Origin of the sequence: Sporosarcina sp. P26b (assembly GCF_002743245.1) — a bacterium.
In the GTDB taxonomy this organism is placed as follows: Bacteria; Bacillota; Bacilli; order Bacillales_A; family Planococcaceae; genus Sporosarcina; species Sporosarcina ureae_C.
In genome coordinates this window covers 36,758-49,722 of the sequence record NZ_PDYW01000019.1, presented here as the reverse complement: position 1 = coordinate 49,722, position 12,965 = coordinate 36,758, and the positions used below count along the sequence as shown (strand labels likewise).

Below are 12,965 nucleotides of genomic sequence, written 5' to 3'. Positions count from 1 at the left end.
GTATGGTATTCTCAAGTTGTGCCACTATAAAACTTCCTCTCATTGTTTGTCTCGTAACTTCAATGATACACGAAATTTTATAGTGGCATTTTTTTATTTGAATTTAGATGGCTAACTTGATTGTACAATTGGCCATTATTAAAAACTTTAAATCGATAGAATCTTTATCTCTAAATGTTGATGAAGATATTAATATTATTGTAGGGGATAACGAGCAAGGAAAATCTACAATACTGGAAGCCATAAACTTAGCACTTACTGCATATTTGAACAAAAGAAGTATACATAATGAAATATCCCCTTTTATTTTTAATAGAAAAACTGTTAACACATATCTTAATTTTCTTCGAGATGAAAAGACAGTTGAACCTCCAAAAATTCTAATAGAGGTATACTTTCAAGAAAATGAAACAGTAGCAAGTTTGAAAGGAACAAATAACTCATTAAAAGAAGATACCTGGGGAATTAGTTTGTCAATAGAGTTGGATGAAGAGTTCACGGAAGAATACAAAGAGTACATTAAAAATCCGAATGATATTAATAATATTCCTATCGAGTATTATACTGTTAAATGGTATTCATTTGCTTTTTCTCCATTGACGACTCGAAGTAATCCCGTAAAATGTGTGCTTATAGATGCCACTGAAGGGAAAGCTTGGAATGGAACAGAAAGATATATTTCCAGTATTATTGGGAATACATTGGATTTAAAACAAAAAGTAGCATTGAACGTGAACTACAGAGACTTAAAAGAAAGTTTTTCTAGCATAGATACTATCAAAAATATCAATACTAGCTTATCGAGTAAGACGGGAGAGATATCAGATAAAGGTTTAAGTATATCATTAGACGTTTCTCAAAAGAGTGGCTGGGAAAGCCATTTAACAGCTTATCTAGATGATATACCTTTTGATTTAATCGGAAAAGGTGAACAAAATTCCATCAAATTAAAACTATCCTTAGAAACTAACTTAGGAGATGTGCATGTTATTTTAATAGAAGAGCCTGAGACTCATTTATCATATACTAACATGAGCAAATTGGTTAAGCAGATTTCTGAGAAATGCGTAGGAAAGCAATTATTAATTACTACTCACAGCACTTATGTTTTGAATAAACTCGGTTTAGATCACGTTATTTTTCTGAACAAGGGTAATACAATGACTTTAAAAGACCTTGATAAAGATACTTATAATTATTTCAAAAAGCTTCCTGGTTATGATACTCTTCGATTAATTTTAAGCGAAAAGGCTATTTTAGTAGAAGGGCCATCCGATGAATTGATAGTTCAAAAAGCATATTCACAAAAATATGGAAGACTTCCAATTGAAAATGGAGTGGATGTAATTACGATAAGAGGTCTTTCGTTTAAGCGGTATTTGGAGATTGCCGATAAATTGTCAAAGAATGTTTCTGTCATTACGGATAATGATGGTGATATTGAAAAGAATATAATTAAAAAATATGGTGAAAGATACTTAAACCACCCTAGTATCAGTATTAATTACGGTATTGATGAAAATTATAGAACATTAGAGCCACAGCTCGTTAAAGTAAATGGCGTGGATTTTTTGAATAAAATTTTAGACGTTGATTACCCTACTGAAGAAGAGTTAATAAAATATATGACAAGTCCAAGTAAGAAAAGCGAGTGTGCGATGCAATTATTTGATAGTGATGAAATTCTGAAGATACCGAAGTATATAGAAAATGCAATATAATAACGAAGTAATAATTGCTGCTGCCGGGTCTGGAAAAACAAGTGAACTAATTTGTAAGTCAAATAAAATGTTAAATAAAAGAATTTTAATTACCACATTTACTATTGAAAATTCTGAGGAAATAAAAAGGAAGTTTTTTGAGGACTCAGGATGTACTCCTTCCAACGTAAAGATTCAGACTTGGTTTTCATTTTTATTAAGCGATGGTGTAAGGCCTTATCAAAATTTTTTATATGATAAGAATAGAATTGAAAACATCGAGTTTGTCACTGGCCGATCTACGAATTATGTAAGAAAGAGTCATACTGAAAGATATTATTTTAGATCTGGGAAATATATTTATACGGATAAAATGTGCGACTTTATCATGGAAGTTAACAGACTCTCTAATCGAGCGATTATTAAAAGACTAGAGAGTTTATATGACGTAATTATGATTGATGAAGTGCAAGATTTAGCTGGGTATGACTTAGATTTTCTATTTGAACTATTTAAGTCGAAAATTAAAATTATAGTGGTAGGCGATAACCGACAAGCGGTACTATTTACCAATAATTCAGCCAAAAATAAGAACAAAAAAGGTGAGCATATCTTTAACCTTTTTAAAGAGTGGGAGGATAAAGGACTTTGTATAATTAGATATAAAACAGATTGTTATAGAAGCAATCAAGAAATTTGTGATTTAGCAGATTTACTTTATCCAGAGATGCCTAAAACAAAATCTTTAAATAAGGAAGCAACAGGACATGATGGTGTATTTCATATTACTAGCCAAGAAATTGGAAGTTATATATCAAAATATAAGCCGCAAGTATTGCGATATTATAGAAAAACAAAATTTGAAGGTGATAGCCTTCCATTGAATTTTAGAAAGTCGAAAGGCCTTACGTTTGATCGAGTTTTGATATTATGTAATGGTCCATTAAATAAATTTTTAAAATCTGGGGATTTTCAGACACATTTAAAATCTAGAGCCCCATATTACGTTGCTTTTACAAGAGCGAGACACAGTGTTTGTTTTGTAAGCAATGAAAAAAAAATAAAGAATGAGTATATTAAAAGTTACACACCTGAATAATCGGTATAGAATAGTCAAAGATTTTCAGCTGTAATCAAAAAAATAACAAGAGTATAAATGAAAAAGAAGGACTATTAAATTCACTCACTGACTTTGGTAGACCTTCTTTTTATTGAGTTTCTGCTATTATAAAGTTTTTGCTATCTCTTTCTCGAGTACTTTAACCAACTTGTAAAAGCTGGTCTTTTTTACTTGGGCTTCCTGCATGGCTTTCACTGCTGTTAGTTCTCCGGATTTCCACCTTTTATAAACTTCTTTGAATTCCTCTGTAACATGAACTGTTGGTCTGCCAAATCGAACACCTTTTTTTAAGGCCAAATCGATTCCTTCACGCTGCCGTTTCCGGATGCGTTCTCGTTCCTCTTCAGCCATCCATGAAAGAATCTGCAGAACCAAATCTGCAATAAATGTCCCCATATTATCTTTGTATCGTGTCGTATCGAGTAATGGCATATCTAACACCACAATATCTGCTTCAATATTTTTCGTAAGGTCATTCCATTCCTGTAGGATTCCTTCTTTGTTTCGACCAAATCGATCCAGCGAATGGATATACAAAATGTCGCCTTTTCGGATAATCATTTTAAGCAATTGATAGTTTACACGTTCAAAGTTTTTTCCGCTTTGCTTATCCAAATAAATATCGCGTTCATTAATACCCAATCTTTTCATAGCTTCCAATTGCCGATCTTCTTTTTGATCTTTGCTGCTGACGCGTATGTAACCAAATTTGCGTTGTTCCATAATTCACCTCGAAAAAGATTCTTTTCTCTTATTATACCTAAAAACATTTCGTAAAAGTGTATGCAAATTAATGAACGTTCGTAAAGTGTTTTAATACGTTTATGGACATTCTTTCCGCTGTTTTTGAATCCTTTTTAAATCGTTCGTAAAAGAGTACTTTTATGAACGGTAGGATTTTGAAGTTTATTTTGCGGATTTAAGAACAATGGTAAATCTGAACAGCATTGGAACTTACTATTACAAAATTTATACTTAGAAGCTGCAAAAAATATTGGGAGCAGAGATTGTTGAATACTTGAACACCGATATACTAAAGAAGTGCTTAGTTTCTCTATAACTAAGCGCTTCTTTCTATATACATAACTTATCTAGGTTATTGTGTTGACGTTTTCCTAATCTGAGTGCAATTCTATATATTTTTTTCAATCATTAGTCTAAATGCAGATTATATTAAGTGAAATATATTTTTTTGAAAAAACATGTCACCATTTCGTGTGTTCAAGTGTGTTAGTAGTGAAGGGAGTTGAGGGAGGTTGCGACAAAAGTGGTCGGATGAACGAGATGCAAAGCGAATGGTTGATACATATGGCAATATGTTATTTAGTATTTGCCTGGTTATTTTATGTAATGAGAAAGATGCAGAGGATGCCGTACAAGATACTTTTATGACGTATGTAACGAAATCTCCAACTTTTAATGATTCGGAACATGAGAAGGCTTGGTTGATAACGATTGCCACGAATCGCTGTAAGAATATGAGAAGGTACAATATTATTCGTAAGCATATAGATATCAATGATTTACAACTATATTCCAAGAATAATCAAAACCATGATCTACTCGACCACTTAATGAGATTGCCAACTAAACATAAAGTGGTTTTATTACTTCATTATGTGGAAGGTTATAAAGTCGATGAAATAGCAAAAATCCTTACCATTACTACGTCAGCCGTGAAAAAGCGATTACAGCGGGGAAGAGTGCTTCTTCGAGAAAGATATCGAAAGGAGAATGAATATGGATTTTGAGAAGATTAAAGATGCCGTTTCTTCTATTGAAATGTCAAAAGCCATGGAAGATCGTATAAAAGAGAATATCGTAAAGAAAAAATCGAGTTCAGGGAATTATATAAAGTGGATTTCGGTAGCATGTGCATTTGGAATCCTTCTATCTATATTAATAGGCACTTCGTTTTTTAATGAAAATGGCAATTTTACGATTATCGCTTATGCATCTAGTAAAGATGGGAATCAACTTAACACAAAACTCACATCAGAAAAAGCTACATTTAAATTATCAACTGAAGATAGAACGGATGGTAGTTTAATTAGTATAAGTGGTGGTGGAGCTAATTTGATTTTTACAGATGTTAGACTGAAAATAACCGGGGAACAGATTCAATCTATCACGTATACGTTAAGTGAAGGCAAGTTTGTGGAGGATGTTACATTTACATCTAAGGAGTATGTAAATACAGAATGGTTAGAAGCGGAAAAGATAAATTTTATTACTACTGAGCCTGGTTCTGGGAAATTCCAAGGGATAAAGGAAATCGGAAATACGTATACCGTTCAGTATAATGAACAAGACAAATATGAATATACACTTGCTATCCCCCATGATGGTAATAATATACTAACTGACGACAAAATAATTGAAGTAGTTGTTATCTATACCGACGGAAAATCCGAACAACAAGATATTATCGTAACTCAAGAATCAGATTCTATTTCATTGAAACTCCATTAAATCAATCAGATCTTTTAAGGTGTGTAGTAGCAGTGCTAAACTGGTTTTTTATGACTGTTGAATAATCTGCTGAAAAGCTCTCAAGGGATTGATGAATGGATAAAGCAAAGACACCGAATTCATAGGCAAATTCGGTGTCTTTGTGGTTTTAGTCACTAAACTGATTACTAGTAAAGGCGACATGTTTTATGTGTTTCAATACCCAATTGTCGAATCCGTTTCCCAATCATGCCGTGTAGCTTGTCTGTGCTGTTTTTGCAATTGGCGAATACGTTCTTCGTATTGAATAGTTGCTTCATAATGATAGGTAAGCGCGATTGACATATATAATTCGTTCAGCTGCGATACCGAAAGGCCTTTCGTTTGTTTTGCTATTTCCTCAACTTGGGCAATGGAGAGGATTTTTTTGCGGTCCAGCTTTTCAATGTATTGCTTGCGTACTGTTTCTGTCGGAGATTTGATTTCATACGTGCTGTCAAAGCGGCCTGCGCGATTGATGAGTGCAGGGTCGATACGTTCGGGATAATTGGTCGTGCCGATGATGAACAGGCCGTCACGGACATGTACGCCGTCGAGGATGTTCAAAAACGTGCTTCTCATATGTTCCGGCATGGAGTCGATGTCTTCGATCACGAGAATAGCGGGCGCCAAACGTTCGACTGTATTGAACACTTCTTGGACCGAATGACTACCCGTGTATTCTGTGATTTGCCAGTAGACGACAGGTGCGTCGGTTGTTCCCGTAATTGAGCGAACGAGCGTTGTTTTGCCGTTACCAGGCGAGCCGTATAATAATATTCCACGCTTATAAGGTAGACCGTATTCTTTAAAAAATGCGCCGCCATCTCGGAAAAATTCATCAATCGAACGGAATAGATCGTTCTTCAAATCTTCATCCAGCAAGACGTCGCTACGTTCGATTTGTGTGCCCGCAGCATATGTCTTTTTCTCCATACCTTCTTCGGTGTCCACCAAATACGTAATATTTGACTTCATCGCGTTCCGCTGTAATTGATTGAGTGACTCGATGAATTCTTTTACATGAGTGGCGGATGGGGCGAATACGGTATGTTCCGACCAGGTGGAGCCAGTTGCCACGTAATAGCTGATGTTGGCGATGGCGATTTCATGTTCAGGAAAGTAGATCAACTGATTGTCGATCGTGTCCGCACTCTGCAACGAAAATGCATTGGCGTCAGGGTCTTGTTGGATTTTTTGAGTCGGAAGCGTCGGGTATATGTGACTGAGTGACTCGAATGGCAATTGCTTGCGTTGGATCAGCTCTGGCAACATCGTTTCAGTGTATGAAGCGAATTCATCTACTTGGATGATTTGCCAGTCTGCAGGTGAACGCTGTTGAAGTGTGTCGAGTATGGCTTCAATGACGACACCATAATATTGGTAGTGTGTCAGTTTTTCGTATTGTGTGGGGTGAAGAGGAACTAAAAAGTCTGGTTTCATTACGTAACACTCTCCTTATAAATAAGTAGATCCCCCTTAAAAAGGAGGATCCATGATGATTATTTTGTTTTAATTTTTCCTGACCATTGCTTGAAACCACCGCGAAGTTGATAGATCTCCGTGCATCCTTTTTTCTTCAGGAACAATGCAGCACGGCCAGTACGGCTTGTGTTTTGATCGTAAAGATAAACCGGCTTATCGGGACGGATTTCTTTATAGCGCTGTGAAAACTGTGTGAATGGGATATTACGAGCGCCTAAAATATGTCCTGCGTCAAAATCTTTCGGTTCGCGCACATCGATTAATTGTGCTTTACGATACCCTTGAATAAATTCTTCTTGTGTTAAAGTAGTCAATGCTTTTCCGACCCGTATGTATGTGATGACAAAATACAAGATGACCGCGAGCACAGCTGCCCCTAAAACATAGTAATTTAAATAACTCAACAAACTTCCTCCTTCATCAATATCTCTATTATAAAGATTATCTAGCATCAGTTCAATCCTAATGATAAAATGAAAGGCGTTATTGTTTTTTTCATTGACGAATTCCTATACTATAAGTGAAGTATGAATACGAAGGAGAATGAATATGACAAAATCCATATGGCATTACGTGGACTCTGGAAAATGCAGTCCATCCTTCAATATGGCACTGGATGAAGCGCTTCTCGACTTACATAGTCGCGGAGAAATCGGTCCGGTTCTGCGGTTTTATGAATGGGAACCTGCTACATTATCCATTGGCTATTTCCAGCAGATAAAAAAAGATATCGATATGGAAAAAGTAAAAGAATTAGGACTCGGTTTCGTCCGCAGACCTACAGGGGGCCGTGGTGTCCTGCATGAACATGAACTTACATACAGTGTCATTGTCAGCGAAGAATATGAAGGTATGCCCGAAACCGTAACGGAAGCGTATCGTGTCATATCGGGTGGATTGCTCGAAGGGTTCCGTAACTTGGGACTTCAGGCAGAGTTTTCGATTCCTGACAAAGAGGTAACAGAACAGCTACGCAGTCCTAAAAGTGGTGTGTGTTTTGATGCACCAAGCTGGTATGAGTTGGTCGTCGAAGGAAAGAAAGTGGCGGGCAGCGCGCAAACACGTCAAAAAGGTGTCATTTTACAACACGGGGCTATTTTGATGAGTTTAGATGTCGATAAATTGACATCGATCTTCACCTATTCATCTCCTGCACTGAAAGAACGTGTCCGCAGAACGTTACCAGATCGTGCGATTGCGATTGATCGTTTGACCGATCGTGACATTTCAGTGAATGAATGCAAAGAGGCCTTTTCAAGAGGGTTTGAAAAATCCCTTGATATTTCACTGGAACCACTGGAATTAACCGCTGAACACCTTGCATTGGTTCACAAGATTGAGAAAGAAAAGTATGCGAACGATGACTGGAATTACAAAAAATAAAATTGGTTCTTTGGTTTTATTTTTTTGGACAAAATGGTATGACATCAACGATTTTAGAATTCTGATGAAAACTGTCGATTGATATACTATTCAATATGTAGTAGATTATTTAATAAGACAAACACTATATGTTGTGTTTGATGCTGTAGAAGGAGGATGTTATATGGTTACGATGTCGAAACAAGGCGAACCATCTTTGAACAAACAACAACTGAATGAGGACATTGCAAATTTCCCTCAAGTGCACCCGATTACAGATGATATGAAGTTGACTCACAGTGGGGTATCACGTCTGGTGATGATCGATCGATATTCATTTAAGGATATGGAAAAGAAGACATTGAAAGAAGGCGATTTCGTCGTTCTGACAGTGAGAGAAGATCCGAAGTTTCCGGCACGAGGGTTAGGCTATATTACGAAGCTCGACCTAGAGAACAACAAAGCGGATATTTGGATTGAGGAAGAGTATCGTTCATCCATCGAAGATATGGACGCTCAATCTAAAGGAATTATTACGCGTCCGCTTGATGTGCTTGAAAAACCTCTTGAAGTGTTCTACGAGCAGATCGCGAAACGTAATGCAACAGGTCTTGCTTCCGTTGAGAAATCGGAAGATCGACGCACACAGTCGTATAACATGTTTTATGATCAGTTGAGTGCATTGAACTTCATTCCGGCGGGGCGTGTACTGTATGGTGCAGGGTCAGATACGGATGTAACGTTCTTCAACTGTTACGTTATGCCGTTTGTTCCCGATTCACGCGAAGGGATCTCTGATCACCGCAAGCAAGTGATGGAGATCATGAGTCGTGGTGGCGGTGTAGGAACGAATGGTTCGACATTGCGTCCACGCAACACATTGGCGCGCGGTGTCAACGGTAAATCATCCGGTTCGGTTTCATGGCTTGATGATATTGCGAAGCTGACTCATTTGGTTGAGCAGGGTGGATCAAGACGTGGAGCACAAATGATCATGTTATCCAACTGGCACCCGGACATTTATGAATTCATCATCTCCAAGATGCAAAATCCGCGAATTTTGCGTTATTTGATCGAAAACACAGAAGATGAAATGATTAAGAAGCTGGCACATGAAAAATTGAATTTCAAACCATTGACAGCACAAGAAGAAGCGATGTATCAAGGTGTTGCAAATTATAAAGAAATCCCCGGTCAAGGTGGATTCAACGCAGCGATCATTCGTGACGCGGAGTTGAAACTCCAAGATGGCGGAACGTATACTGTTCATAATCCAGAATTCCTGACAGGCGCGAATATTTCCGTCACATTAACGGATGATTTCATGAAAGCGGTGGAAGAGAACGCGGAGTATGACTTGCGCTTCCCAGCAGTCGAAAATTATTCACCTGAACAAATGAAACATTATAACGAACAATGGCATGAAGTCGGCGATGTTCGTGAATGGGAACGTCAAGGACATGAAGTGCGTGTCTATCGTACGATCAAAGCCCGTGCATTATGGGATTTAATTAATATCTGTGCTACGTATTCGGCAGAACCTGGCATTTTCTTTATTGATAATGCTAATAATGAAACGAATGCGAAAGCCTATGGACAGCAAGTTGTAGCAACGAATCCGTGTGGTGGACTTCGCCTCACGTTAAAAATTGCGGGATGAAGCGGGAAAGCTGAGAAATAGTATAATTTATTGTACTTGCCAATCCGAACCGAAGGCTGGAAGTAAAATTCTAGTCAGGGGCAACGCATACCTGGTGATCCTGATCGATATTGATCAGACTATAATCCAGGCACGAGACCGCAACACTGTATGAAAGAAACAGTGAAAATGTATGCTGAACTTACAGGAAGACAACTGTAAGAACTAGAGGATAAAAAGCCTTTAGGATAACAACTGGAACAACCACTTGCACCATATTCTGTCTGTAACTTAGCTGCTGTGAACCTAGCTGAAATGACAGACAAAGAAACTAAAACAGTGAACTTTAAGAAATTGATAGAAACAGTTAAAACAGGTGTACGTATGCAGGATAACGTCATCGACGCGACACCGTATTTCCTTGAAGACAATAAAGTGCAAGCCCTTGGCGAACGCCGTGTAGGACTTGGGGTCATGGGACTTGCCGACCTTCACATCTATTGTGAAAAAACATATGGCTCCCCTGAAGGAAATCAATTAGTGGAAGAAGTATTTGAAACAATTGCAACCACTGCTTATCGTGAATCGATCGAATTAGCGAAAGAAAAGGGAAGTTTCCCATTCTTGATCGGTAAAACAGATGAAGAAACGAAAGCATTGCGTCACGCGTTTATCAATTCGGGCTTCATGAAACGCATGCCTGAAGATATCCGTGAAGCGATTCTTGAACATGGTATTAGAAATTCCCATCTACTTACAGTTGCACCTACGGGATCTACAGGAACCATGGTAGGCGTTAGTACAGGTCTTGAACCATATTTTTCATTCACATATTACCGCAGTGGCCGTCTAGGGAAGTTCATCGAAGTAAAAGCAGAAATCGTGGAAGAGTATTTGCAAGCTAATCCAGATGCAGATCCGAATAACTTACCTGATTGGTTTATTTCTTCAATGGAACTAGCACCAGAAGCACATGCGGATGTACAATGTATCATTCAACGCTGGATTGACAGCTCTATCTCTAAAACTGTTAACGCGCCGCGCGGTTACACAGTGAAGCAGGTTGAGAGTGTCTATGAGAGATTGTATAAAGGCGGAGCGAAAGGCGGTACAGTATACGTCGACGGTAGCCGTGATTCACAAGTACTCACCCTAAAAGCGGAAGATAATATCCCCGACACAGGAGAAGAAGTCGAAGTGGCGGAACAGCCAAAAGTTGTGCTCGTCAATACGATTCAGGCACTGCGTTCTACAAATGTTACGATCGGTTCAGAAGTGGGCGACACATGCCCGGTTTGCCGACAAGGCACAGTAGAAGAAATTGGTGGATGTAACACATGTACGAATTGCCAAGCGCAATTAAAGTGTGGATTATAAACAAATAATAGCGACCCTCAAGTGCATGTATAGCACTTGGGGGTTTTTTCAATATAATAATAACGATAAGTACTTTAGACTTGATATTTCTCTTTGCGTGTATAATTACTTACGCATACAACCCACAGTGCATAAGCGAATTATTGATACATATTTAACTACTTTCTAGAAAAATTAGATAAATCCATTAATCTGTATTGATAAAATATTCTCATTATTATATACTAAGATAACAAATAATCTGAGTATTCATTATAGAATCAGATCATTACATAGCAGACGAGAAAGAAGGGGTTTCATGCTGACGTTTTTATCATCCATCGTCTTGTTAATTGTAGGTTACCTGACGTATTCAAAAGTAGTAGAAAAGGCATTTGTAATTGATGATGCTAGAAAAACGCCTGCGTACTCGCAGGAAGACGGAATGGATTATGTACCGATGAGTTGGTGGAAAGGTTGGCTGATCCAGCTACTCAACATTGCAGGGCTAGGTCCTATTTTCGGAGCGATTGCAGGTGCATCATACGGTCCGGTCGCATTTATTTGGATCGTGTTCGGTAGTATTTTTGCAGGTGCTGTGCATGATTATTTCTCGGGTATGTTGTCCTTGAAGCATGGGGGCGCACAATTCCCTAGAATTGTAGGAGAGTATTTGGGAGATATCGCAAGGCGCTTCATCAATGTTATTTCCATCGTCTTAATGGTTCTTGTAGCAGCCGCTTTTACAGCAGGGCCTGCTCAACTTATTTCATCTATTACACCGCTATCATTTATCGTGTCACTCATACTAATATTTGGTTATTTTGTCTTGGCTGCTATTTTGCCTATCAACAAAATTATTGGACGTTTGTATCCGGTATTCGGCGTAGTGTTAATCGTCATGGCCGTCGGGATCGGTGGGGCGTTATTGTTCGGACCGGAGAAAATACCGAATCTGACATTACAAAACTTACATCCAGGTGAATTACCGATTTGGCCGCTACTAATGGTCACCATTTCTTGCGGGGCCATTTCTGGTTTCCACTGTACACAGAGTCCAATAGTTTCACGTACGATGAAAAAGGAATCGGAAGGGCGTAAAGTCTTTTACGGTGCGATGATTGCTGAAGGCGTTATTGCGATGGTGTGGGCTGCGGCAGGTATGACGTTCTTTGGGGGCACGTCCGGATTACAAGGCGCGTTGGCTGCAGGTGGTCCAGCAGGTGCGGTCAATGAAATCTCTAGTACTTTGCTCGGTTCATTTGGAGGATTATTAGCTATATTAGGTGTTATCATTTTACCGATTACAACAGGCGATACAGCACTACGTTCAGCGCGTATGATCTTTACGGAAGCGACTTCCAAATGGTTCAATCCCGATAAAAAGTGGGTCATTCTTGCTTCTACACTGTTGTTGGGTGTTCCGATGTTCTATCTTTCTACTATTGATTACTCCTTCTTATGGCGTTATGTAGGCGGAACAAACCAGTTAGTGGCAGCCGTTATGCTTTGGACCGCCACTTCCTACTTAATAAGAGGGAAACGGTCTCATTGGATTGCAGGTATTCCTGCGATGTTCATGACCGCAGTTGTCGTGACGTACTGGATGTATGCCCCTGAAGGACTGCACTTAGGTTACGGTTTATCAGTAAGTACGGGAATCATAGTATCCGTTGCGATTGGGGTGTTTTATGTACTGAAAGTAATCGAATCCAAACGACTACCAGCGTTTGTAAGTGAATAACGAAAAGGACTCTCAGCATTCGTGCTAAGAGTCCTTTTTGTGTTTTAACTAGACAAAGCCTCAAATGCA

Annotated in this window: 9 protein-coding genes and 2 pseudogenes; 8 read left to right on the top strand and 3 right to left on the bottom strand. The window is 38.5% G+C overall.

All coding sequences use genetic code 11. From position 1 onward, the window contains the following. The first annotated feature begins 107 nt into the window (after nucleotides 1-107). Together CSV69_RS13325 and CSV69_RS13320 are read left to right on the top strand one after the other, a co-directional pair. Nucleotides 108-1,721 carry an ATP-dependent nuclease gene (locus CSV69_RS13325; RefSeq protein ID WP_233192396.1) on the top strand — a complete coding sequence of 538 codons (1,614 nt, stop codon included), beginning with the start codon at nucleotides 108-110 and terminating at the stop codon, nucleotides 1,719-1,721. After that, a complete protein-coding gene (locus CSV69_RS13320) occupies nucleotides 1,711-2,799 on the top strand; it encodes a UvrD-helicase domain-containing protein (protein WP_099693664.1) in 1,089 nt (362 codons plus the stop codon). The genes CSV69_RS13325 and CSV69_RS13320 overlap by 11 nt, the downstream gene beginning before the upstream one ends. 126 nt (nucleotides 2,800-2,925) lie before the next feature. Here the strand turns inward: CSV69_RS13320 and CSV69_RS13315 are convergent, their stop codons facing one another. After that, entirely contained in the window at nucleotides 2,926-3,543 is a 618-nt protein-coding gene (locus CSV69_RS13315) for a recombinase family protein (protein ID WP_099693663.1), read from the bottom strand. Between the two features lie 533 nt (nucleotides 3,544-4,076). Between CSV69_RS13315 and CSV69_RS13310 the strand changes: the two genes are divergently transcribed. Continuing rightward, nucleotides 4,077-4,571 (top strand): RNA polymerase sigma factor, encoded by a 495-nt coding sequence (locus tag CSV69_RS13310; RefSeq protein WP_233192395.1) that lies wholly within the window; start codon nucleotides 4,077-4,079, stop codon nucleotides 4,569-4,571. Next, a complete protein-coding gene (locus CSV69_RS13305; protein WP_199170424.1) occupies nucleotides 4,561-5,292 on the top strand; it encodes a hypothetical protein in 732 nt (243 codons plus the stop codon). The genes CSV69_RS13310 and CSV69_RS13305 overlap by 11 nt, the downstream gene beginning before the upstream one ends. A 195-nt stretch (nucleotides 5,293-5,487) precedes the next feature. Here CSV69_RS13305 and CSV69_RS13300 read toward each other — a convergent pair whose 3' ends face one another. Both CSV69_RS13300 and CSV69_RS13295 read right to left on the bottom strand, forming a co-directional pair. Then, on the bottom strand, nucleotides 5,488-6,753 hold the full coding sequence (locus CSV69_RS13300) for an ATP-binding protein (protein WP_099693661.1): 1,266 nt from the start codon (nucleotides 6,751-6,753) through the stop codon (nucleotides 5,488-5,490). Between the two features lie 59 nt (nucleotides 6,754-6,812). Continuing rightward, a complete protein-coding gene (locus tag CSV69_RS13295; protein WP_085426088.1) occupies nucleotides 6,813-7,199 on the bottom strand; it encodes a rhodanese-like domain-containing protein in 387 nt (128 codons plus the stop codon). 145 nt (nucleotides 7,200-7,344) lie between these two features. Between CSV69_RS13295 and CSV69_RS13290 the strand changes: the two genes are divergently transcribed. From CSV69_RS13290 to CSV69_RS13275, 4 genes and pseudogenes are all read left to right on the top strand, one after another. Continuing rightward, the gene (locus CSV69_RS13290) at nucleotides 7,345-8,178 is read left to right on the top strand and encodes a lipoate--protein ligase family protein (protein WP_085426089.1); all 834 of its coding nucleotides are present in this window, start codon (nucleotides 7,345-7,347) and stop codon (nucleotides 8,176-8,178) included. A 163-nt stretch (nucleotides 8,179-8,341) separates the two neighbouring features. Further along, nucleotides 8,342-9,814, top strand: a pseudogene (locus CSV69_RS13285) (vitamin B12-dependent ribonucleotide reductase); the annotation flags it as partial. 240 nt (nucleotides 9,815-10,054) lie between these two features. After that, nucleotides 10,055-11,173 (top strand): annotated as a pseudogene (locus CSV69_RS13280) (vitamin B12-dependent ribonucleotide reductase); the annotation flags it as partial. Nucleotides 11,174-11,471: 298 nt separating this feature from the next. Next, nucleotides 11,472-12,896 (top strand): carbon starvation CstA family protein, encoded by a 1,425-nt coding sequence (locus CSV69_RS13275; protein WP_099693658.1) that lies wholly within the window; start codon nucleotides 11,472-11,474, stop codon nucleotides 12,894-12,896. Nucleotides 12,897-12,965: the final 69 nt, after the last annotated feature.

Bases quoted from the DNA above. Each gene is read 5' to 3' on its own strand.
- CSV69_RS13315 (WP_099693663.1), bottom strand. From the start codon at position 3,543: ATGGAACAACGCAAATTTGGTTACATACGCGTCAGCAGCAAAGATCAA.
- CSV69_RS13300 (WP_099693661.1), bottom strand. From the start codon at position 6,753: ATGAAACCAGACTTTTTAGTTCCTCTTCACCCCACACAATACGAAAAA.
- CSV69_RS13320 (WP_099693664.1), top strand. From the start codon at position 1,711: ATGCAATATAATAACGAAGTAATAATTGCTGCTGCCGGGTCTGGAAAA.
- CSV69_RS13290 (WP_085426089.1), top strand. From the start codon at position 7,345: ATGACAAAATCCATATGGCATTACGTGGACTCTGGAAAATGCAGTCCA.
- CSV69_RS13325 (WP_233192396.1), top strand. From the start codon at position 108: ATGGCTAACTTGATTGTACAATTGGCCATTATTAAAAACTTTAAATCG.
- CSV69_RS13275 (WP_099693658.1), top strand. From the start codon at position 11,472: ATGCTGACGTTTTTATCATCCATCGTCTTGTTAATTGTAGGTTACCTG.
- CSV69_RS13305 (WP_199170424.1), top strand. From the start codon at position 4,561: ATGGATTTTGAGAAGATTAAAGATGCCGTTTCTTCTATTGAAATGTCA.